Source organism: Amphibacillus marinus, assembly GCF_900110345.1.
Taxonomy (GTDB): Bacteria; Bacillota; Bacilli; order Bacillales; family Amphibacillaceae; genus Amphibacillus_D; species Amphibacillus_D marinus.
Genome location: NZ_FODJ01000003.1, coordinates 77,941 through 100,508 on the forward strand (window position 1 = coordinate 77,941; position 22,568 = coordinate 100,508).

The following is a 22,568-nucleotide window of genomic DNA, read 5'->3' on the forward strand; positions in this document are numbered from 1 at the left end:
CCTCCTCATCCTTTAGACCTTAAAAAATTCCAGACTATGATAAAAAAACACCAGTGAATCCGCTTACACAGATTCTGACTAGCCCATATACTTAGAGTGCAAGTTAAATTAAGCCATTGAGAGGGGTTATACAATGTTTAGAAAAGGGAAAGCATTATGGTTTTTAATGGTGGCAGGATTATTTGCACTTTTATTAGTAGGGTGTACAAATGATACGAGCAGTGAGCCGAATGAAACTGGAGACGATCAGACAGAAGAAACCGATACAGCCGAAGAGACAACGGGATCAGGGGAGATAAATGTAGGAATCGTATTACCAACGCGTGATGAACCACGCTGGGTACAGGATGAGCAACGTTTCAAGGATGCCTTGGCTGGCTCAAGCTATACAACTGAAATTCTGTTTAGTCAAGGATCTTCAGCTAACGAATTACAAAATGTTGAAACCTTAATTAGTAGAGGAATTGATGTCCTTATTATTAGTCCACATGATGGTGATGCAGCAGGTGCAGCAGCACAAGCAGCAGCAGCAGAGGGCGTAACTGTTATTGCCTATGACCGCTTAATTACCAGCACAGATGCAGTTGATTACTATGTAACATTTGATAGCTTTGCTGTTGGTGAAGCGCAAGGACAATACTTAATTGATCATGCAGAAGGCACAGGTGTGCCACTTTACCTTTATGCCGGTGCATCATCAGATAACAATGCCTTTTTATTCTTTGAAGGTGCATGGTCTGTTCTACAGCCTAAAATTGCTGATGGTACATTTGTAATCGCTAACTCAAGTGAAGCAGAAGCGCTATCAGCTAATGCAGAGCTATCACGCGATGAAATGGGTCGTATTCTTGGTCAGGTAACAACAAACTGGGATCCAAACGAAGCAATTAACAAAGCTCAAACACATTTAACAGCAGCTGGCGATGATCTAAAAGGTGATGTTGCCATTTTAGCACCAAACGATGGCACTGCGCGTTCAATTGCTGATGTGTTTGCAACTGATAGTGATATTACCAGCTTTGTGGTAACAGGTCAGGATGCAGAGATGGCGTCTATTCAATATATTATTGATGGCCAGCAATCAATGACAGTCTTCAAAGATGTTCGTCGTTTAGTTGAAGATGCAATGGGGATGGCAGTCACGATCTTAGACGGCGATACTCCAGAAACGACAGGTGCCTATGATAACGGAGCAAAAGAGGTAGCCGCCTTACAATCAGAGGTTATCGTTGTTGATCAAGCTAATGTAGAAGCTGAGCTAATTGGCTCTGGCTACTATGAAGCAAGTGACTTTACTGGCTTAGAATAATTTAGAAATAATTAAAAAGAAGTAAGCGTGAAATAGCGATAGTCTGCTATCGCTATTTCAGCCTTTACTTGTTTTTTATGAAGGTGGGATGATAATGGCTAATAACATTCTTGAAATGCACAGTATAACAAAGACTTTTCCAGGCGTAAAAGCATTAAGTGATGTGAATTTCAAGGTAGAAGAAGGTGAAATTCACTGTTTAATTGGTGAAAATGGTGCTGGCAAATCAACGCTTATGAAGGTGTTAAGTGGCGTTTATCCATATGGCGAATATGAAGGTGACATTGTTTATCAAGGCAAGGTACAACAATTTAATAAAATTAGTGACAGTGTTGAGGTAGGCATAGCAATTATTTATCAAGAGCTAGCCTTATTTCCAGATTTATCTGTTTATGAAAACATTTATATTGGCAATGAAGTTAAAAAAGGCTCAGTCATTAATTGGAATCAGACAATCGTGAAAGCAAAAGCTATGCTCAACAAGGTGAATCTGAAAGTAAACCCAGAAGTATTGATTAAGGATCTTGGCGTTGGAAAACAACAATTGGTTGAGATAGCCAAAGCATTAAGTAAGGATGTTAAGCTCCTTATTTTAGATGAGCCAACTGCGGCATTAAATGAAGATGATAGTGAGAACTTACTTGAATTGATTAAACAACTGAAGAAGCAAGGCATCAGCTGCATTATGATCTCACATAAGCTTAAAGAGGTCGTGGCAATTGCGGATAAAGCAACTGTTCTTCGTGATGGTCAAACAATTTGTACGCTCGATGCTAACAAAGGTGAAATAAACGAACGAACCATTATTAAGCATATGGTTGGTCGTGAAATAAATGATATCTATCCGAAGCGTCCAGAGAAAAAAATCGGTGATACCGTTTTGGAGCTTGTCAATTGGTCCGCTTATGATAGCCAGTTAGGCCGTGATGTTGTTAAAGAAGCAAGTCTAACACTGCGTAAAGGTGAAATTATTGGCTTGGCAGGATTAATGGGCTCGGGGCGGACAGAGCTAGCGCTTAGTATTTTTGGTAATCCAAAAAATTACAAGCTAAGAGGGGACCTTGCTTTAAACGGTCAACCTAGAAAATTTAAGCATACCAGTGAAGCAATTAAAGCAGGAATAGCTTATGTCACCGAGGATCGCAAGGGCAATGGTCTCTTTCTGTTGCAAAACATCACCAATAATGTCTCAGCAGCAAAGCTATCAGGAATTTCTAACAATGGCATTATTAATGATAATGAGGAAATTAAAGTTGCCGAGTATTACAAGGAATCCCTTCATATTAAAGCCTCCTCAATTGAACAGCATGTCGGCAAACTAAGTGGTGGTAACCAGCAAAAGGTCTCACTTGGTAAATGGTTGTTTGTCGGACCAAACATTCTAATTTTAGATGAGCCGACCAGAGGGATTGATGTCGGTGCTAAATTTGAAATTTATTCAGTTATGAATAAGCTTATTGAACAAGGGCTAAGCATTATTATGATTTCCTCAGAACTTGGAGAAGTGCTTGGTATGAGTGACCGTGTTTATGTCATGGCTGAAGGAAGGATTAAAGGTGAGCTAGCAGCAGCGGAAGCGGATCAAGAAAAAATAATGGAGCTGGCCACACAATAGGAGGGAGTAACAATGAAAATTATCAATGAAGCAATTGATTTAGTGAAAGAAAATATTCGAGATTATGGGATGTATATTGCCTTATTTATTATTATGTTTACCTTTAATTTGATGACCAATGGGATGTTTATGTCATCGCGTAATATTAGTAACTTGTTAGATTCAGCTGGCTATATTGCTGTATTGGCTGTCGGGATGACTTTAGTTATTGTTATCCGCCATATTGATTTATCAGTTGGCTATGTCGCTGGTTTTTTGGGTGCAATTGCGGCTATGTTATTGATGCAACAAGGTTTACCTGTCTATATCGTTATTCCAATCATATTAGTACTGGGACTAGTAGTTGGTTTGTTTAATGGTTTCTTAATTGCTCAGCTTGGGATTCCGGCATTTGTAGCGTCCTTGGCTGGCATGCTAATCTTCCGTGGAGCATTACTTCAGGTTACTGAAGGAACAGGAACAATTATTGTGCAAAATGCATCATTTAACGCATTGGGGAATGGTTTTATTCCTTCACTTGCTCAGATTAGTGAGCGCCACTTACTCACTTTAATTGTAGGGTTAATCGGCATTATTTTTTATTTTTACGGAGAATTTAAAACACGCCATGATAAGAAAAAATATAATTTTGAAGTTGTCTCAAACAGTATTTTCGTTTTAAAATTGGTGTTTGTTTCGGCAATTATTGGTTACATTACTTGGATTTTAGCGGGCTATAACGGCTTCTCATGGACAGTTGTTATTGTTCTGTTAGTCACAATGGTCTATCACTTTATTTCCAATCGAACGGTACTAGGTCGCCAGATTTATGCCGTCGGAAGCAATCCTGAAGCTGCGCATCTAAGCGGGATTAATGTTAAGAAGATTACTTATCTCGTAATGGCTTCAATGTCAATGCTAGCGACTTTATCAGGTATTCTTTATACTGCGCGTTTACAGTCAGCAACGACAACAGCTGGGATGCTGTTTGAGTTAGATGCAATTGCTGCCGCATATGTTGGTGGTGTATCTTCTGCTGGTGGTGTCGGTAAGGTTACCGGAGCCATTATTGGTGCAATTGTTATGGCGTCATTAACAAATGGGATGAACCTACTTGGTGTAGGAATCTCCTATCAATATATGATCCGCGGTGGTGTTTTAGCAGGAGCAGTCATTTTTGATGTCATTACTCGAAAAAAAGGTAAATAGTAGACGCACAGAGGGCTCATTATGGTCCCTCTCTTTCTGTTTATAGCGACATAGGAAATTGTAAACGCAATAACAAGAATGCTCTTGCCGAAGGTGATTAAACAGTGCTATGATAATAGCGCTTACAACAGAAGTTAACTGCAAGAGGGGTGAAAAGATTGCGCAAAATCATGCATATGACGTTTATTCTAATATTTGGTGTGCTTGGTTACTTTACCTTTACATCTGCTCGGCAATTTGTTCAATCTGATTGGCAGGAACCAATGCCAATTAATGAGGTAACCCAGCAGTATCGTCTTGTTTTAATTACCCAAGATATTGATACGCCTTTTTGGAATGAAGTTGCAGTTGGCGCTCATGCACAGGCTAATCTTGATGACGTCATTATTGAAGTGCTCGGCAACTACGGTCGGAATGAAGAGGTTTTTTTACGTAATTTAGAGCTTGCTATCTATGCTAAGGTCGATGGTATCATTGTCCAAGGATTAGATACCGATGAATTTAAGGAGTTAACCAAAATAAAAGCTGCTTTCTACGGTATCCCGATTATTACGATTGCCCATGATGTGGCAATGGAGGAAAGCTTACGCCGAACCTACGTTGGGTCACCACAGTATGAGGCTGGTCAATTAATTGCTCAGCAGCTTGTTAGCGATATGGGGGAGCAAGGTGAAGTCATTTTATTTGCAAATGAGAAAAACCACTCCTTCCAACAAGAAAGAGGAGCCGGTATTGAGTCTGTGCTGGCACAGTATGCCAATATAACGGTAATTAAAGCTGAGACAACAGATGTAAGAGAGGACATCCTCGCAACAACGCAGCAGCTATTAAATGATTACCCCCAAATCAAGGGCTTTATTTCAATAGATGCTAATTTGACAGCAGGCTTAATTCAAGAGATTAGTAGAAGACGACAGGTTGATTCATTATACATTTATAGCTTTGATGATCATGCTGACATTCAACCCTTACTCAGTCAAAAAAGAATTAACGCGGTAATTGCTCAGGATCCAGTGGCTATGGGCAGGACAAGTGTGCAGGTCATGATTGAATGGCTTAAAGGGGAGACGGTACCGCTTGATTCTGAAGGGTATTTTACCGACATAAGTATTTTAAAGGCGGTCGATGAATCATGACCACGATTCAAAAGAAGATTATTACCCTTACGACCATTATGTTGTTAGTCATGCTGACAATCTGGTTAATGATGACCTTTTATAATCGCCAAAGCCTAGATAAATATAATGGCATCTTACAGCGTTATCTTGTTTTGAACGATGTTAATGAGACGAGTCAACAACTCCTTACTGAACTTAATAATTATTTAACTGCACCTTCAGAACAAATTATTGCTAGCATTGAAGAACATAAAGCCGAGCTAGGGTCTAATGAGCAAGAGGTTTGGTCCTTGGCCCACGTGGAGAATCAGTTTGATATTACCAACTACATTAACTTAATGGATAGTTTAATTGAAACAATTGACCGTTCAATAATTCTTGATCGACAGCAGGATCCAGAGGCAGCCTTAAGTGAATTTACCGATGCCACTCGGATTACCAATTACATCTCGGAAACAACGCTTGCCCTTGTTGATCAAGAGTTGAAGACATATGACACATTTTATCGAAGTATCATTGAGCAATCTGCCGCACTTAACCAGTTTGGTATCTGGTTACTACTATGGCTTACCTTTAGCTTGATCGTCGTTACCTATACGCTTTCTAGGAGTATCACACGACCGATTAATCAACTAACTGAAGCAGCCAATGCATTATCGCGAGGGGAATTCGATTCTGAGGTAGAAGTCGATTCAAATGACGAAATTTCCTTTTTAGCAAGGACCTTTAACCGGATGCGGATTAACATTAATACATTAATATCAGAAATTCAATTGAAGGCTCAGCTAGAAAAAGAATTGCAAGAAAGCAAACTCCTTTTGCAGGAAAGTCAGTTCAAAAGCTTACAAAGCCAAATTAATCCACATTTCTTATTTAATACACTGAACACGATTTCTAAAAAGGCTTATTTAGAACAGGCGTTAGAAACAAGTGATCTGCTTGTCAATATTGCTGGCTTACTACGCTATAACCTTAAACAATTGGACCGATCGGTAACGCTCTATGATGAAGTAACTGTGCTAAAGCAATATATTGATATTCAACGGGCACGCTTTACTGATCGATTGAACTTTTTTGAGCAAATAGATGAGCAATTGCTGACAGTTCCAATTCCAGCGTTAACGATTCAACCAATTATTGAAAATGCTATTATTCATGCGATCGAGCCTAATGAGGATGGCGGTAATATTTATTTCCGCATTGCCGATCAGGATGATCGTGTTTTAATTGAGATAGAAGACAATGGCCCGGGTATGAGCAAAGAGAAGATAGAACAGCTTCTGTCTGGTTCAATCATGCCTAAGGAAGGTCACTCGACGGGAATTGGGTTTACCAATGTTGTGAAACGCTTAAGGATTTTTTATAATTGTGACCATTTAATTGAAATCCAAAGTGAGTTAAACAAAGGAACCACCATTTCATTACGTCTGCCTAAGCAAAGGGGTTGAGGAGAATGATCAGCGTATTAATCGTCGACGATGAAGAGATTGAGCGCACCAGCATGTCGTTAATCTTGTCGAAGGCTTTTCCCAAGCTTGAGATTAAACTAGCGAAAAATGGGAAGTCAGCTATTGAAATAGCGAATAGCTTTCAACCAGATTTAATTTTAATGGACATTAAAATGCCGGGTATGAATGGCTTAGAGGCGATTAAGCAAATTAAGCAAAGCCAGGAGCGCACAAAGTTTATTATGGTGACAGCCTATGATACGTTCGCCTATGCCAAGGAAGCCATTAAGCTTGGGGCTACGGATTATATTTTAAAGCCCAGTAAGGTAACTGAAATTACCGCAACAATTGGGCAAGTTATTGAGCAAATTGAGGCTGAACAAAAGGAGGCGGATGCGCGCCAGCTTGAACTGATTAACTACGAACGATCTAAACGTGTTCTTGAGACGGATATGGTTACTCAACTTTTATTTGACCATGTGCACGATGTCCATGTTGATATGCTGATGGAAATGCTAAATGTTAGCAAAACAAGGGAGAGTTTTGTGTTTGTTGTTCTATTACCTGAAGGGCTAGAAAGTAAGTATCCAGCTCTTTTACGGAAAATTAAGCAAATTGATAATGTCTGGGTTGGCGCTCTATCCGGTCGTCATTTTCCTGTCATTGTTTTTCGTAATGAGCAAAGCTTCCGTGCTCAGGCAATTGCAATTGTTAGGCAAGCGTTGCCACCAGCAGATCAGCAACTTGAACCGGGTTGGTCAATTGGGATTGGTCAAGTACACCAATTAATGGATGAAATTAAGCGTTCCTATCAGCAGGGGCTAATTGCTGGATTAGATCAGACGAGAGCCAATCAGTATCGCTTTTATGAGGATTTATCCCTTGGCCAGAATAGCTGTGATCAGTTGTTAGAGAAATACCGAACCAAGGATTTCTTCGATCATGTCAGATTAGGGCGTTGGGAGGAAATTCAGCAAAGGCTAACACTCTTAATCCAATGTTTTCAAAAAGAAGATTATCCAATACAGGTTGTTCAGCAACGGATGTTAGAAATGGTGTGGCTAATTGGCCGTATCCTAGATGAAATGGATATTAAGATGACGTGGGCTTCGGTCACCTTTCAAAGTCAATCCTATCAACAGCTCTCACGTGAGTTAGGGTTGTATTTAAGCCAATTAAAAGGGAATCATGCGCGTTATATTCAAAGCATGGAACGTGATAGTATGCATCAAATCAAGCATTACATTATGCAATTTTCACATGAGGATATTTCCCTTGATCTTCTAGCAGATAAGATGGGGCTAAGCCCGATTTATATCAGTAAAATGTTTAAAGAAAAGCTCGGCATTAATTATATTGAGTTTTTAACTGAATGCCGTATTGAGAAGGCAAAGCAATTGTTAGCTGACCCTGAGAAAAGTATTAAGGCAATTACTTTTGATATTGGTTATCACGATCCAAATTATTTTAGTAAAGTCTTTAAACGGCAAACTGGGCTGTCACCGAAGCAATATCGCGTGCAAATTGGATTATTAGGATAAGGAGGTGCATGTGGATGAGGGCAACCTTACTTTTGTTTATCGGCTATATCGTTATTTTGTTGGGATGTGAGCAAAACGAGGATACTTTACCAATAATTCCAGATGATCTTCCTGACGAACAGATTGGGCACGATCAGTCTGACGACAACGGCTCAATAACCATTGGCTTATCAATGGACACCTTAATTGAGGAACGATGGAAAAAAGACCGTGATATGTTCAAAGAAGCAGTAGAAGCATTGGGAGCTCAGGTCATTATTAAAGCGGCTAATGGTAATGATGCTTTGCAGGTGACACAAGCAGAGACAATGATTAGTCAAGGGGTTGATTTACTTGTTTTAGTCCCTCACAATGCCGAAGCAGCAGCAACGATTGTCGGGAAAGCGCAAATGGCTGAGATTCCGGTCATTTCGTATGATCGCTTAGTAAAAAATGCTAATGTTGATTTGTACATCTCCTTTGATAATGAGCAGGTTGGTATGCTTCAGGCTGAATGGGTCACTGACCTTGTTCCAACTGGTAAATATGTTTATATTGGCGGAGCAGCAACCGATAATAATGCCCATTTAATGAAAGAGGGTGTCTTCTCAGTTTTACAGCCACTAATTGAACAAGGGGACATAACTGTCGTTTACGATCAATGGACAGAAGCGTGGACACCGGTTAATGCCAAGCGAAATATGCAGGCAGCCCTAGAAGCCAACTACAATGATATCGATGCAGTCATCGCAGCAAATGATGCCACAGCAGGCGGTGTCATTGAAGCATTAGCTGAACAAGGACTAGCAGGAAAGATCCCTGTTGCTGGTCAGGATGCTGAATTGGCAGGGATTCAAAGGGTTTACACTGGGAAGCAGGCCATGACAGTCTATAAGTCAATTAGAGAATTAACAGAACAAGCAGCTGACATTGCTGTCAAAATGGCTCGAGGCGAGCAAATTGAAACCGAGCTAACGATCAATAATGGCAAAAAAGATGTCCCCACTGTTTATTTAACACCAGTCCCAGTTCATAAGGATAATATTTATGAGACCATTATTGCTGATGGATTTCATAGTGAGACTGAGATTTTTGTTGATGATAGATAATATGATCGCTCTTATTTGCGGCACAGCGCTGATAAGGGTGATTTTTTGTTAGGTGAGGCGGAGGATTAGTAGCTAGGGCACAAATGAGAGCGAAACCCGCCGTAATAGGAGCGAAAATCTGAAAATAAGAGCGAACTTAGCTCGAATGCGTGCGAACGCACTCAAATACGAGCGAACGCTCCCAAAGGTTGTGATATCGCACTCAAGTAGTGGAGAATCGCACTTAAATGAAAATGAGGGCGAAACCCACCCGAATAGGAGCGAAAATTTGAAAATAAGAGCGAACGTAGCTCGAATGCGTGCGAACGCACTCAAATACGAGCGAACGCTCCCAAAGGTTGTGACATCGCACTCAAGTAGTGGAGAATCGCACTTAAATGAAAATGAGAGCGAAACCCACCCGAATAGGAGCGAAAATTTGAAAATAAGAGCGAACTTAGCTCGAATGCGTGCGAACGCACCTAAATATGAGCGAACGCTCCCAACGAGTGTGAGGTCCCCCACAAATTGACCGGACATTTTAATTTTTACCTATTAATGCTATCCTTAATGTAAAGAGCATTATCAAGACAGGGGGAGAACGTTGACAGAATTATTAATTATATTAAGAGAGATTATTGGTCCAGTTTTTGTTATTATGTTACTTGGCTTTATTATGCAAATCAAGTTTAAGCTCGATCTATCTACCTTAGCAAAGGTGAATATTTACTTTTTGGCGCCAGGCTTTATTTTTAATGCTTTATACCATATTGAACTATCAGCTAGTCTATTCGGTCCGGCTATTTTATTCTTTGTTCTTTATATTATCATCATGTTTATCATTGCACAGCTATCAGGGAAATTGTTAAATCTTAATAAAAATAAGCGGACGATTTTTACAAATAGTGCGATGTTTTTTAATTCAGGTAACTATGGTGTGCCAGTAAATGACCTTGTATTTTACGGTAATCCATATGCCACATCGATTCAGGTTGTTGCGTTAACATTTCAAAACATGTTTATCTTCTCATATGGTGTTTTCTCGCTAAGAGCCTCGCAAAAAGGGGCATTGACAGCATTGCTAGGTTATTTCCGAATGCCTGTCCTATATGGACTTGTGTTTGGGGTGCTATTCAATTTACTCAATATAGATTTACCTGATTTGATTTTAACTCCAGCTGGCTATGTTGCAAATGCAATGATTGCAATGGCATTGTTTACCTTAGGTGCTCAGGTAGCAATTATTAAATTATCAACAGGATTAAAAACGGTTTACTTTAGCTTGTTATTGCGCCTAATAATTGGACCGCTGGTAGCCCTCGGGTTAATTTATTCATTCGGTTTATCTGGAATAATGGCCCAGGCGTTATTTATTGCTTCGGCAATGCCAACCTCAGTTAATACAGCAATTATTGCTCAGGAATATAGTGACCACCCGGATTTTGCAGCACAAATTGTGCTGTTTTCAACCTTATTTAGTGCAATAACTGTTACAATAGTAATTTACTTGGCTCGGGTGTTATTTTAATTTAAAAAAGATAGGATGAAACAAATGCAGAAGGTGACGGTTAGGGACAAATTTATCACTAAATATCAAAAGGGTTATCCACAATTGTTTGCAGATGCTCTTGAAGGTCTTAACCAGCTGAAATATGAGGGAGAGACCATTGATCTTGTTGATAAAAGTGGCGACTTTATCGCACGTGGCTATTATGGCCGAGACAATAAAGGCTATGGTTGGGTGCTTACTGCCAATAAAGAAGAGCAAATTAATTTTGCCTTTTTTAGCGGGAAAATAGCTGAGGCCTTTGCCAAACGAGCTCAGCTGCTAGCAAGTCAAGAAACAACTGCCTTTCGTATCTTTAATGGTGAGGGGGATGGAATTGGTGGTTTATCAATTGATTATTATGCAGAATACCTTTTAGTCACTTGGTATAGTGAAGGGATTTACCACTTTAAGCAGGAGATAATTGAAGCCATTCAGGATGTGCTACAGGTAGCAGGTATCTATGAGAAGAAGCGTTTTGATACTGGGGGAAAGTATTTAGGTGATGATGATTTTGTTACTGGTCAGCGCGCACAATTCCCTCTTATCGTTAAAGAAAACGGACTGCAATTTGCAACTTATTTAAATGATGGTCCAATGACCGGGATTTTTCTCGATCAAAGACAAGTGAGACAAACGATTCGCGATCATTATGCAGCTGGAAAAACAGTTCTAAATACGTTCTCCTACACTGGAGCCTTCTCAGTCTATGCAGCGATGGGCGGCGCAGCCAAAACCGTTAGTGTGGATTTGGCAAATCGTAGTCAGCCTAAAACAATTGAACAGTTTCAATTAAATGGGATTAATGAGACGAAGCATGAAATCCGTGTTATGGATGTGTTTAATTATTTTAAATATGCAGTAAAAAAAGAGTTGAAATTTGACCTTGTTATTGTTGATCCACCCAGCTTTGCACGTTCAAAAAAACGTGTTTTTAGTGTGACAAAGAATTATGTGGAATTGCTAGCAGATGTGATTAATGTGACTGAAGAAAATGGTGTCATTGTTGCCTCTACCAACTCTAGTGCGATCTCAGTGCAAAAGTTTAAGCAATTTATAAAACAAGCCTTTGCTAAGCAAGGTATAAGCTATAATATTGAAAGAACGTTTAATTTGCCTGAAGATTTTGCTTACCATCCGCAATATGCGGATGGTAACTATTTAAAGGTGCTATTCATTCGAAAACTAAGCTAATATTTGTTAAAGGTGGACAGCTGCTCTGTGCTTGTCCACCATTTTATCATTATTTAGTAAGGAAATTACAATTAGCTAATATTTCATTAGTAGAAAGTAATGTTGCTTCACGCACAGACACCTTATTTATCTTTAAAAAATTCTGTACCACATGATAGCCAACGGCATATCCAGCGAAGGGTGATAAACCAACAGGATGATAGCTGTGCTCTTTAGCAATTTCATCACCAAACATATAGCTGCTAACCTCAGCAAAGCCTTTAATAGCTAGGGCATCCTTAATAATTTCCATTGAGTAAAGGAGATCTTCTTCATCTAAAGCTGTAACCCACGGTCCTAGATATGCCTCCCCATAGAGTTCTTTGGCAAAAGCCTCGGCTAAGCCCTCAATAATTAGGTAATCGCCAACTGTTACGTTACCATGATCCCAATTAAAATACGAAAATCGAATATTGTGGTGAAATTCGTGGGCAATGACTGCAGGTAGCCTAGGGCTGTTATAGGTATTTGGGAAAAGCGAAATTTGAATAAATCCTGGAATTCCACCAAAACCACAGTATCCCCTTTGTAATTTAAGCTTGTCAGGATCAGCAAGGTAAGCACCAAAGCGTAAGCGATCAGCTTTAAGATGTAATTGATTTTTGTTAAGGTAAGTAACACAATTATTCAAAGCCTGTTGTGCCGTTTCAAGAATATGCAGTTCTTTAAACTGTGTTAACCCTTGTCTCCCCAGTTCGGTCTCTAAAACGTCAAGATAGCCAAGCATTTTAGTAGCGACAAGCACATCATAGCCATCGTATTGCTTTGCCTTTAGTGGAACATTAATGCTATCCCACATCTGTTTAAACGGCTTCATCATTGTATAGCGGAAGTAATCCTCGCGCCCTTCAGCTATTGAAAAGAGCTGATCGTATTGTTTAACGGTATCCTCAATTATTATTTGCATACTTTTCACCTCAATAAAAAATGATAACCCTTGTCGCCGCGTGAAGGTCAATAGCTTTGTAAAAAAAATAATACGATGCATTTATCAGCCTTTGTAACGGGAAAATTCCTTTTTAATAAAAAACAATAAAGAAAAGCTTTACATTTGATTAATTTCCTTTTTTTACAAAACGATGAAACCGTGCTATCTTTGAAAAAAAGGAGGAGTTAAATGTCACGAAGAAGTGCTCTTAAATATCCGTTACATGTTATTTTTCACTACATTTTTAATCAAGATGGCGGAAATGATGCGATCTTAATTGATTTTCTTAATAAGCTTCTGGTTCAATCGGTAAAACAAGAGATTATTGAGTGTGTTTATCAGAAAACTGATTACACTAGTAATGCTTTTCAGCTTGAAATTAAGGCACGAACAGCCGCTAGGGAGCATCTAGACATTCGTATTCATATCTGTGATCGAGCGTATCAAGCAACTCATAATATGAGGGAGTGGGAACCACAGTATGTCGATCATGTCATTCGTGAGTCGAATCCGTGTTTGTTAAAGTCTTGCTTTATCATTAATATGTTAAATTTTAACCTTCTGACTGAGTCCCCTCAATATCACAATGTCTATCAGGTCGAAAATAAACGGAATCCTTATTTGCTGTATGACAAAATGGAGATACATTATTTTGAATTAGCTAAACTACCAAAGGGCTTTCCACAAACACCTAGTGAAGAGTGGCTCTATCTATTAAAACAACTTGTAAATAGTGAGAAGATAGGCACTTGGATAAAGGGCAGAGCCATTTATCAGCATGCGGTAACACGGTTTAATGATGCACTTAACGCAGAGCTGCTAACAACGCAGAATAATAGTGAAAAATATTGGTATGTTGAACGTTTAGAAGAACAACAGATGTTGTTATATCAAGGTAAAATGCATGGACAAGTGTCAGAACGGGAGCGAATAGTCATTCAGATGATTAAAGCTGGCTATCCATATGGACAAATTGTTCACCTCACGGGTATTTCTATTGAAGAGCTCGATCAGCTTGCGATGAATCAATATCAGAAAAATAATCAAACGATCTCGTAAGCGATTACTTTGTTGAGGATACAATTGTTTTAATCTCAACCGCTATTACAAGTAAGAAAATAGTGATTGACTTCCTAGACCTAATTCGATAAATTAGTCAAGTATGTTTAATTTGTTTAGGGGGACACAAGGGATGCAAAATCAACAAGAGATAAAAATGATAACAGCTGACCCTTCAGCACTTGGGCTGTTTGGACTTGCTATGGTAACGTTAGTTGCGTCTTCGCAAAAGCTTGGTTTAACTGATGGGGTTTCGCTCGTTTTACCATGGGCTTTCTTTTTAGGAGGGATAGCGCAACTCTTTGCAGCAAGTCAGGATGCTAAGCATAATAATATTTTCGGAACAACGGCATTTGGTGCCTTTGGTTTATTTTGGTTTGGCGTGGGTCTTACTTGGTTAATTCAGATGGGTGTACTAGGTGAAGGACTTGCTCAACAGGCAGATTCTCGTCAGCTTGGAGTAGCTTTTATCGGTTATTTAATATTCAGCCTGTTTATGACGGTTGGTGCTATGGAAACACACAAAGTATTATTTTCTATTTTTGTCGCCATCGATTTCTTATTTATTGGTTTGTCACTAAGTGCATTTAATATTATGTATCACTATACACATCTGCTAGCAGCTGTAGCTGAGCTCATCATTGCTTTGCTTTCTTTTTACGGTAGTGCTGCAATTGTCTTGAATAAGCACTTTGGTAAAACTGTGCTCCCAATAGGGAAGCCGTTCGGTATCTTTAAATAATTCTCCTAAAAAGCTGATCTAATTGATTAGCTTTTTAATATGGACATAATCGTCCAACACGAGCAATTTTTGTTAGTTACGCTTAATCGTTATAAAATTAAGATAATCAAGGCAAACTACCTAAAAAAGGTGGTTAGAGCAATGATAAATCAAGATTATAATATTGGAGATCAGGTTTATGTGATGTTACGCAATCCCCATGTGCAAGGTGCAGTCAATGTTCAAGAGGCTCAAGTTGTTGCAAAGCCAGATTATCCAGGTGAACTAGCGCTACTATTAAATGAGGAATATTTTCCATTACGGGATGATTTAGCTGTTTTTTCTGACTATTATGAGGCTGAAATAGCTTATCGAGATGCGTTTGGTCAATCTGGAGCGGAGGACTATCATGGTTAAACCCTTTGTCCCTCAGCTTGTTTATTTTGAACCAAAAGCGTTGGAGTACCCGTTAGGTAAGAAGCTGTTTAAGAAGTTCACTGATATGGATTTAGAGATTCGTGAAACGACATCTCATAATCAAGTTCGTAATTTACCTGGTGATAATGATTTTCAAAAATATCGTCATGCAAAATCAACGTTAGTGGTTGGTTTACGTAAAACGTTGAAATTCGATACTTCAAAACCTTCAGCTGAATATGCAATTCCCTTTGCCACGGGATGTATGGGGCATTGCCATTATTGTTACCTTCAGACAACAATGGGATCTAAGCCGTATATTAGAACTTATGTAAATACTGATGAAATTTATGATGCTGCAGAGCAATACATGCGGGAACGTATGCCCGAGGTAACTCGCTTTGAGGCATCCTGTACTTCTGACATTGTTGGGATTGACCATTTGACCCATACCTTAAAGGATGCGATTGAATACTTTGGTAAAACAGAGCATGGTCTCTTGCGCTTTGTGACAAAATTTGCCCATGTCGATCACTTACTTGATGCTGATCATAAAGGACGTACGCGATTCAGATTTAGTATTAATGCAGATTATGTGATTAAATACTTTGAACCAGGTACATCACGCTTAAAAGAACGAATTGAGGCTGCTACAAAAGTAGCTGAAGCTGATTACCCGCTTGGCTTTATCATTGCCCCAATTTATTTGCATGAAGGCTGGCGAGAGGGCTATCTTGATATGCTTGAGCATTTAGCGGAGATGCTACCAGCAAAGGCCAAGCAAGGACTTACCTTTGAGCTTATTCAACACCGCTTTACTGCGCCGGCAAAACGTGTCATTCAGAAAAACTATCCAATGACGAAGCTGGAGTTAGATGAGTCAAAGCGTAAAACAAAATGGGGACGTTATGGTATCTTTAAATACGTTTACACAGATGAGGAACAGGCTGAAATGAAAGAATTGTTTAAGACTCAGATACCTCGTCTCTTCCCACAAGCAAAAATTGAATACTTTACTTGAGCAGGTGTGGAGTATCACACCTGCCTTTTCTATTCCCTTATTAATAATCTAATCATAGATTAACAATCAAATCCCTTTAAAAGTCATTCTTTTACGGTGCGCACTTTTTTGTTACCGAGAGGACAATAATATCCCATACTAATTAAAGAGCTCCTTTATTTGCAAGCTAGTTCAGCTTCTTTACTTGCCAATACTTTAGTAAGAGCAGCAAGCATCTGATCAATGTCCTCTCGCTCAATAACAAGCGGTGGTTGAAAAGCAAGCACATTTCGATCAAGCCCATTTTTCCCAATTAGGAAGCCACGTACTTTCATCTCTTCTAAAATATCATCAGTCAAGTCAGCTGCGCTTATCTTAGTATTTAATGCCTGTATTTCTACACCAAGCATCAGTCCAATTCCACGAATATCTTTAATTAGCGGGCTATTAATGCTCCAAAGTGCACCCTTTAGATATTGCCCGAGTTGATAAGCTCGTTGGACAAGGTCATGCTTGGCGATATAGTCAAGCACCCGAAGAGCGGTCTCAGCAGCAACAGGATTCGCGCCAAAGGTAGAAGCGGAAGGGCGATTGAATGCGGTGGCGATTTGGTCAGTAGTTGAAAAGGTAGAGATCGGTATCCCGTTACCTAATGCTTTGGCGGTTACAAGAATGTCGGGCGTCACTCCTTCATGCTCCACCGCAAAAAACTTCCCAGTTCTCCCATAGCCAGTTTGTACTTCATCAACAATTAAGAGTACATTATGCTCCTTCAGAAGCTGATGCACCCTTTTTAAAAACCCTTTCGGATACCTAATAATCCCACCATTACCTTGGATCGGTTCAAGAATCATGGCAGCAATGTTTTCGCCATGCTCCTCTAAGGTTTGTTCTAGCTGTGCGAGTGAAGTAGCCATTGAAGCTATTTCAGCTATCTCAAGATTGTGGGGGCGATCAACAAAATAAATCTGGTCATCAACTAGCTGATCATCCAAGCGCCACATAGGGATCCCAGTAACACTCATGGCAAGATGCGTTCGTCCATGAAGTCCGCCAGATAGCGCAATGAAGCCTTTTTTCTTTGTGTAAAGTCTTGCTAATGATAGAGCTCCTTCATTAGCCTCTGAACCAGTCACGCAGAAAAAGGTTTTTTTTAATTCTCCAGGTAATAATTCTGCTAATTTTTCCGCCAAATCGACAATTGGCTGTGTTAAATAAATGGTTGATGTATGTTGCAAGCTAGTTAGCTGTTTCTGAGCTGTGGCAAAAATCTCTGGATTGCTATGTCCACAATTCATCACGGAAACCCCAGCAAAAAAATCAACATATTGCTTGCCAGTTTGATCATATAAGTATTGCATACTTCCTGACACTATTTGAGGGGGCTGTCGGTAAAAGTGGGCCGTAGCAGGCATCAAGAAAGTCTGTCTCTTTTCCAAAATTTTCTTAGGGCCAATGCTGTACATAGAAAAACTCCTTTACGTTAGTGATTAGAACGGCTAGCTGGCTACGATCGCTGATATTGATAGGATAGAGAGCCTAATGTATAACCAGCTGGATCTGCTTCTAATTGTGCAAACAATTGTTTTGCTCGATGAGGAGCTATAATTGCGGCCTGATAAGCTTGAATAATTGCTTTAAGCTGATGAATTGAATAAGTTTGACCTTCAATTCTAAGTGCTGTTAAATTATTGACCTGTAATTGTGCTAAAACAGGGAGCAGGCAGATAGATTTCATCGAGTATAAATGATTTTTTTGATATTGATCACGGTAAATAGGGTTTTCACCTTTGTCAGTCAGCAATGTTAATACTGAGTTGCTAACGTATTGGTTATTGCAGGTGTCAATTGGTGTTAACACTTCGGTGTTCTCGTATAAATCTAAGTCTAAATACATCATCTTTAGTGGTCCGTGCGCAATTAACTCAACAGGCAAAGGTGATTGCGACATAAATTGACTAAGCTGATCTGACTTACTTTCAATTGAAGCGGTTATCCGATTAACGCCAAGTTTCTGATAAAATAGGGCAGCTTGATGGTTATAGATATTTGTATTAAAGTCAGCAACAATTGAGAAATGTTTCCCGTATTTAAAGATAGAGCCCAAATTTCCAACGAGTAAGCCGTCAAACAACTGACCATACCGAGTTAAGAAATGGTCAATCTGGTCAACCTGCCCTTGAGTGACCATTTGCGGTAGAGCGAAATACACCTCAGTCGCATTCTTTGCCGTAATGATCTCTTGAATTTGATAGATTGTAAAAGGCTGATCTGGTTCAAGCACATCACCGGCTAAGTAAATCCGGTCAACCCCAAGATCAATAGCTAGCTTAGCTTGTTCGATGTTATTCACCTTAACCGTTAACTGTTTGGTTTGTCCTTTATTGGTTAGACTAGGCTGAAAGCTAGCCGTAAATGTATTGATTAAATAATCTGTTAGCTTAGGCTCCTCGGTTGGGGTCGAGAACATCTTACCTGTTGAATAGAATTTACCTGTCCCTTCATAACGCTGGTTGATAAAAGTTAACCCAGGCTTACCAAAGGCATAAGCGGTTGAAAAATCCCGTTTTCGATTATTAACCAGTTGCTCGGCCTGTTCCTTTCGATTGAAGGCAATTGGTTCTTTAATGTAGCGATCAATTGCATCACCATATGTATTAACAAGGTTAATGATAAAATCTGCTTCACGCATGCGCCCTTCTATTTTAAACGAGGTTACCCGTGCTTCGATTAGCTCAGGGATATGCTCATACATATACATGTCTCTTGCGGCTAATGGATACTCAGTCGGATAGACCTGTCCATCCTTCTTAGCGCGGTATGCCCAGCGACAAGGCTTAAAGCAGCGTCCACGATTGGAACTGTTACCCCAAATAGTTGAGCTAAAATAGCAGTTCGCGCCATTTACCGTACACATGTCACCATGCATAAAGTATTCTGTTTCAATATCCGTCTCCCTCTGAATATATTTGGCAGTTTGCAGATCCATCTCTCGAGACAGTACCACTCGTGTAACACCCTCTGCTTGAAGTGCCCTCACGTAATCACTGTTATGGACATTCATCATAACCGAAGCATGAATATCAATGGATAACGCCAAATCTTGGCAAAGCTTCACCACTGCTAAATCCTGAACAATAATACCATCAACATTAGCACGATCAAGAAACTGTAAATAATCGCTCGCTAGGTTAATTTCATTGTCATGTAATAAATTATTGAGAGTCACGTAGACCTTTTTCTCGTAATGATGAGCGCGTTTAACAGCCTCAACAATGTCGTTATTTGAAAAATTAAACCCTTTCCGCATCATGCGCATGTTTAGATATTGACCGCCAATATAAATGGCATCGCAATTCGCTAAGACCACTTGTTTAAATACGTCAAGGTTGCCTGCTGGAGCTAGTAGCTCAATTTCTCTTTCATTAAAATAGCGTGGCATTATGCTGCCTCCTCATGTGATGTGATTCACAAATGTAGTTATCCTGATTTCTTTATTGCATAAACATTAAGGTGAAATTAAGCGTGTAACCTTCTATCTTTAAAGGATATCATACCTAAGCCAGACAATTCCTCGTAGAAAATGACAATATTTTGTCTTTTTATCCTGTTTACGTAATGAAAGTATAAAAACAAGTATGTTAGTTATTCCAGCTAGGTCTACAGGCTTAGAAGAAGATAATCCTGACGCTGGTTATGTTTACTGGGTGACTACGGTAAACTGATAATAGCTAGTGTTACCTATCATGATAGAGCAGTGCAACCTAGCTATACATAATTCCATCAGACAAGCGTATGACTAACCCTAACAAGCATGGTCTTGCAAAGCATATTCGTTGACAGATGACACAATGTCACTTAGGATAAAGGTACGATATGACACGATGTCATATCGGTAGGGGGAACGGAAATGCCTAAGCAAACCTTTTTTAATTTAGATGGCGCAAAACAGGGTAAACTGGTAAAGGCATTGATGAAAGAATTCTCAAGAGCATCACTTCATGAAGCATCAATTTCCAATATTGTGAAGTTTGCCGAAATTCCGAGAGGGAGCTTTTATCAATACTTTGAGGATAAGGAGGATGCTTTCCTTTATTTAATGAATGCATATGGTCAAGAAAATAAAAAGCGCTTTGCTGCGAAATTGATTGAGACAGATGGGGATTTGTTTGCGACATTTGCTTACATTTATCGTTGGATACTGAAAGATTTAGCAAATGGGGACAAAAGTCAATTTTTCAAAAATGCTTTTCTTAATATGAATTACAAAATGGAACGCACTCTGTCCAATTACGTTGAAACCAATGACCTTGAAAATAGTCTGCCATTTATAACGGCATGGCGCTTGCAGCATAATCTTGCTATTTCAACAAAAAAAGAGCTCGTCCATGTTTTCGCTATTCTTGTCTCTGTCACCATGCATAATATTATTCACGCATTTGCCACGCAACTACCGGTTGAAAAGGCTTGTGACAACTATCAAATTGAATTAAATATGCTAAAAAAAGGATTACTAAAAAACAAATAGATAAGGGGTTTAATAAACGCTGATGGATAATCAATCAAGAAGGCCGATGCTTTATTATATTGGGATTGGACTTGTTATTGTTCTCATTTTAAATGAGATCATTATACCGTTTGTATTCAATCAGACGGTCACAGAGGTTGACTACAGTCAATTTTTAACTGATTTAGAATCAGGTATTGTTGAGTCGGTTGAGATTCAGGATGAAGAGGTGGCTTATCAATTAATTGAGGGAGAGGGTGGCGACAGCTTTACGACTGGAAGGATGGACGATCCAGAGCTTGTTGAACGCTTATATGCTCAAGATGTTGAATTCACTCGCGTAGCTCCAATTGGCCAATCACCACTTATTTCCTTTATTTTCTCATGGGTACTACCACTCGCTATTTTTATCGCAATTGCCCAATATTTTATGAAGAAAATGGGTGATCGAATGGGTGGTCCTAATGCGATGAAATTTGGTAAAAGTAATGCCAAGGTGTATGTTGAGGCAGAAACGGGTAAAACCTTTGAGGATGTTGCTGGACAGGATGAGGCAAAGGATGCTCTTGTCGAAATAATTGATTACCTTAAAGATTCTAAGAAATATCGAGAGGTTGGGGCGAATATCCCTAAGGGGGCACTGTTGGTTGGACCACCTGGGACCGGAAAAACCTTGCTAGCTAAAGCAGTTGCTGGCGAGTCAAGTGTGCCGTTCTTCTCTATTTCAGGATCTGAATTTGTCGAAATGTTTGTCGGTATGGGTGCAGCCAGAGTCCGTGATTTATTTAAACAGGCTCAGGAAAAAGCGCCATGTATTGTTTTTATTGATGAGATTGATACCATCGGAAAAAGCCGGACTGGGAATGGCCCTGGCGGTAATGATGAACGGGAGCAAACCTTAAACCAGTTACTCACCGAGATGGACGGCTTTGATCAAGATAAGGGTGTCGTCATTTTAGCTGCATCTAACCGTCCAGAGACGTTAGATAAGGCGTTGCTTAGACCGGGTCGATTTGACCGTCGTATTCCTGTTGAATTACCTGATGTCCAAGGGCGAGAGGCAATCTTAAAAGTGCATGCCTTAAAGGTTAAACTTGCTGACGATGTCGATTTAAATTTAATAGCAAGAGCAACATCAGGTGCATCAGGGGCTGATTTAGCCAATATGATTAATGAAGCAGCATTGCGAGCAGTTAAACATGGTCGAAAGGTCATTAATCAAAGCGACCTTGAGGAATCTGTAGAGGTTGTCATTGCAGGCTATCAACGTAAAAATGCAGTGATCTCAACTAAGGATAAATTAACGATCTCTTATCACGAGATTGGTCATGCCCTTGTTGCGGCCAAGCAAACGAACGCAGCCCCTGTCCATAAAATTACTATTATTCCGCGAACATCGGGTGCATTAGGTTATACCATGCAAATCGATCAGACGGAACAAGTGCTTTATAGTAAAGAGCAGTTATTAGAAAAAATAACAACCTATATGGGTGGTCGTGCGGCAGAAGAATTAATTTTTGATCGGATTACGTCTGGCGCTTCAAATGACATTGAGCAGGCAACGAAGCTTGCCCGTGCAATGGTAACGCGCTATGGCATGAGTAGTCGATTTGGCATGATGGGCTTAGAAACGGTTAGTAATCAATATCTGTCTGGTGATACCTCGCTTACTGTTTCGGATGGAACAGCGACGCTAATTGACCAGGAGGTTGAGCAGATTATTCGAGACTGCTATCAAAAGGCACTGACCATTCTTGAAGAAAATAAAGCTAAGTTACATGAACTGACTAAATTTTTATTAGAAAAAGAGACGATTTCAGGTGAAACGTTTATGAACCTACTTCACGATAAAATCGAAGCTTAGCTAATTG

General features: G+C 39.6%; 18 protein-coding genes. 15 read left to right on the forward strand and 3 right to left on the reverse strand.

Going from position 1 to position 22,568, the window contains the following annotated elements:
* The first annotated feature begins 133 nt into the window (after positions 1 to 133).
* The 9 genes from BM000_RS05990 to BM000_RS06030 all read left to right on the forward strand — a co-directional run bounded on the left by BM000_RS05990 (position 134) and on the right by BM000_RS06030 (position 12,026).
* The gene (locus tag BM000_RS05990; protein WP_091495857.1) at positions 134 to 1,309 is read left to right on the forward strand and encodes a sugar ABC transporter substrate-binding protein; all 1,176 of its coding nucleotides are present in this window, start codon (positions 134 to 136) and stop codon (positions 1,307 to 1,309) included.
* Positions 1,310 to 1,403: 94 nt separating this feature from the next.
* Positions 1,404 to 2,924, forward strand: coding sequence for a sugar ABC transporter ATP-binding protein (locus BM000_RS05995; protein ID WP_091495859.1), 1,521 nt, complete (start codon positions 1,404 to 1,406; stop codon positions 2,922 to 2,924).
* Positions 2,925 to 2,936: 12 nt separating this feature from the next.
* Positions 2,937 to 4,112: a sugar ABC transporter permease gene (locus BM000_RS06000; protein WP_091495861.1), complete on the forward strand. Its 1,176-nt coding sequence runs from the start codon at positions 2,937 to 2,939 to the stop codon at positions 4,110 to 4,112.
* A 158-nt stretch (positions 4,113 to 4,270) separates the two neighbouring features.
* Positions 4,271 to 5,248, forward strand: coding sequence for a sugar ABC transporter substrate-binding protein (locus BM000_RS06005; RefSeq protein ID WP_245751592.1), 978 nt, complete (start codon positions 4,271 to 4,273; stop codon positions 5,246 to 5,248).
* Positions 5,245 to 6,678, forward strand: coding sequence for a sensor histidine kinase (locus tag BM000_RS06010; protein ID WP_091495863.1), 1,434 nt, complete (start codon positions 5,245 to 5,247; stop codon positions 6,676 to 6,678). The genes BM000_RS06005 and BM000_RS06010 overlap by 4 nt, the downstream gene beginning before the upstream one ends.
* A 5-nt stretch (positions 6,679 to 6,683) precedes the next feature.
* On the forward strand, positions 6,684 to 8,219 hold the full coding sequence (locus tag BM000_RS06015) for a response regulator (protein WP_091495864.1): 1,536 nt from the start codon (positions 6,684 to 6,686) through the stop codon (positions 8,217 to 8,219).
* Between the two features lie 14 nt (positions 8,220 to 8,233).
* Entirely contained in the window at positions 8,234 to 9,307 is a 1,074-nt protein-coding gene (locus BM000_RS06020) for a sugar ABC transporter substrate-binding protein (protein ID WP_245751593.1), read from the forward strand.
* A gap of 583 nt (positions 9,308 to 9,890) precedes the next feature.
* Entirely contained in the window at positions 9,891 to 10,814 is a 924-nt protein-coding gene (locus tag BM000_RS06025) for an AEC family transporter (RefSeq protein WP_091495868.1), read from the forward strand.
* A gap of 24 nt (positions 10,815 to 10,838) precedes the next feature.
* Entirely contained in the window at positions 10,839 to 12,026 is a 1,188-nt protein-coding gene (locus tag BM000_RS06030; RefSeq protein WP_218144079.1) for a class I SAM-dependent rRNA methyltransferase, read from the forward strand.
* A 49-nt stretch (positions 12,027 to 12,075) separates the two neighbouring features.
* On the opposite strand, the gene BM000_RS06035 is transcribed toward BM000_RS06030, so the two are convergent.
* Entirely contained in the window at positions 12,076 to 12,972 is an 897-nt protein-coding gene (locus tag BM000_RS06035) for a DUF2268 domain-containing putative Zn-dependent protease (RefSeq protein ID WP_091495872.1), read from the reverse strand.
* A 210-nt stretch (positions 12,973 to 13,182) separates the two neighbouring features.
* On the opposite strand from BM000_RS06035, the gene BM000_RS06040 reads away from it, so the two are divergent.
* The 4 genes from BM000_RS06040 to splB all read left to right on the forward strand — a co-directional run bounded on the left by BM000_RS06040 (position 13,183) and on the right by splB (position 16,211).
* On the forward strand, positions 13,183 to 14,052 hold the full coding sequence (locus BM000_RS06040) for a PD-(D/E)XK nuclease family transposase (protein ID WP_091495874.1): 870 nt from the start codon (positions 13,183 to 13,185) through the stop codon (positions 14,050 to 14,052).
* Between the two features lie 133 nt (positions 14,053 to 14,185).
* Positions 14,186 to 14,794, forward strand: a complete 609-nt coding sequence (locus BM000_RS06045; protein ID WP_091495877.1) for an acetate uptake transporter — start codon at positions 14,186 to 14,188, stop codon at positions 14,792 to 14,794.
* 141 nt (positions 14,795 to 14,935) lie between these two features.
* Positions 14,936 to 15,190, forward strand: a complete 255-nt coding sequence (locus tag BM000_RS06050; protein WP_091495879.1) for a transcriptional regulator SplA domain-containing protein — start codon at positions 14,936 to 14,938, stop codon at positions 15,188 to 15,190.
* Positions 15,183 to 16,211, forward strand: coding sequence for a spore photoproduct lyase (gene splB, locus BM000_RS06055; RefSeq protein ID WP_091495881.1), 1,029 nt, complete (start codon positions 15,183 to 15,185; stop codon positions 16,209 to 16,211). The genes BM000_RS06050 and splB overlap by 8 nt, the downstream gene beginning before the upstream one ends.
* A 155-nt stretch (positions 16,212 to 16,366) precedes the next feature.
* On the opposite strand, the gene BM000_RS06060 is transcribed toward splB, so the two are convergent.
* Entirely contained in the window at positions 16,367 to 17,656 is a 1,290-nt protein-coding gene (locus tag BM000_RS06060) for an aspartate aminotransferase family protein (RefSeq protein ID WP_091495884.1), read from the reverse strand.
* 41 nt (positions 17,657 to 17,697) lie between these two features.
* Complete coding sequence (locus BM000_RS06065) at positions 17,698 to 19,632, reverse strand: peptidase U32 family protein (protein ID WP_091495887.1); 1,935 nt, start codon at positions 19,630 to 19,632, stop codon at positions 17,698 to 17,700.
* Between the two features lie 468 nt (positions 19,633 to 20,100).
* Between BM000_RS06065 and BM000_RS06070 the strand changes: the two genes are divergently transcribed.
* Both BM000_RS06070 and ftsH read left to right on the forward strand, forming a co-directional pair.
* Complete coding sequence (locus tag BM000_RS06070) at positions 20,101 to 20,718, forward strand: TetR/AcrR family transcriptional regulator (protein ID WP_091495889.1); 618 nt, start codon at positions 20,101 to 20,103, stop codon at positions 20,716 to 20,718.
* A gap of 22 nt (positions 20,719 to 20,740) precedes the next feature.
* Positions 20,741 to 22,561, forward strand: a complete 1,821-nt coding sequence (ftsH, locus tag BM000_RS06075) for an ATP-dependent zinc metalloprotease FtsH (RefSeq protein WP_091495891.1) — start codon at positions 20,741 to 20,743, stop codon at positions 22,559 to 22,561.
* Positions 22,562 to 22,568 lie beyond the last annotated feature (7 nt).

Excerpts from the sequence above, each read along its gene's own strand:
- BM000_RS06040 (WP_091495874.1), top strand. The coding sequence starts at position 13,183 with ATGTCACGAAGAAGTGCTCTTAAATATCCGTTACATGTTATTTTTCAC.
- BM000_RS06065 (WP_091495887.1), bottom strand. The coding sequence starts at position 19,632 with ATGCCACGCTATTTTAATGAAAGAGAAATTGAGCTACTAGCTCCAGCA.
- BM000_RS06050 (WP_091495879.1), top strand. The coding sequence starts at position 14,936 with ATGATAAATCAAGATTATAATATTGGAGATCAGGTTTATGTGATGTTA.
- BM000_RS06010 (WP_091495863.1), top strand. The coding sequence starts at position 5,245 with ATGACCACGATTCAAAAGAAGATTATTACCCTTACGACCATTATGTTG.
- BM000_RS06020 (WP_245751593.1), top strand. The coding sequence starts at position 8,234 with ATGAGGGCAACCTTACTTTTGTTTATCGGCTATATCGTTATTTTGTTG.
- BM000_RS06045 (WP_091495877.1), top strand. The coding sequence starts at position 14,186 with ATGCAAAATCAACAAGAGATAAAAATGATAACAGCTGACCCTTCAGCA.
- BM000_RS06030 (WP_218144079.1), top strand. The coding sequence starts at position 10,839 with ATGCAGAAGGTGACGGTTAGGGACAAATTTATCACTAAATATCAAAAG.
- BM000_RS06060 (WP_091495884.1), bottom strand. The coding sequence starts at position 17,656 with ATGTACAGCATTGGCCCTAAGAAAATTTTGGAAAAGAGACAGACTTTC.
- splB (WP_091495881.1), top strand. The coding sequence starts at position 15,183 with ATGGTTAAACCCTTTGTCCCTCAGCTTGTTTATTTTGAACCAAAAGCG.
- BM000_RS05995 (WP_091495859.1), top strand. The coding sequence starts at position 1,404 with ATGGCTAATAACATTCTTGAAATGCACAGTATAACAAAGACTTTTCCA.
- ftsH (WP_091495891.1), top strand. The coding sequence starts at position 20,741 with ATGGATAATCAATCAAGAAGGCCGATGCTTTATTATATTGGGATTGGA.
- BM000_RS06070 (WP_091495889.1), top strand. The coding sequence starts at position 20,101 with ATGCCTAAGCAAACCTTTTTTAATTTAGATGGCGCAAAACAGGGTAAA.
- BM000_RS06015 (WP_091495864.1), top strand. The coding sequence starts at position 6,684 with ATGATCAGCGTATTAATCGTCGACGATGAAGAGATTGAGCGCACCAGC.
- BM000_RS06035 (WP_091495872.1), bottom strand. The coding sequence starts at position 12,972 with ATGCAAATAATAATTGAGGATACCGTTAAACAATACGATCAGCTCTTT.
- BM000_RS06000 (WP_091495861.1), top strand. The coding sequence starts at position 2,937 with ATGAAAATTATCAATGAAGCAATTGATTTAGTGAAAGAAAATATTCGA.
- BM000_RS05990 (WP_091495857.1), top strand. The coding sequence starts at position 134 with ATGTTTAGAAAAGGGAAAGCATTATGGTTTTTAATGGTGGCAGGATTA.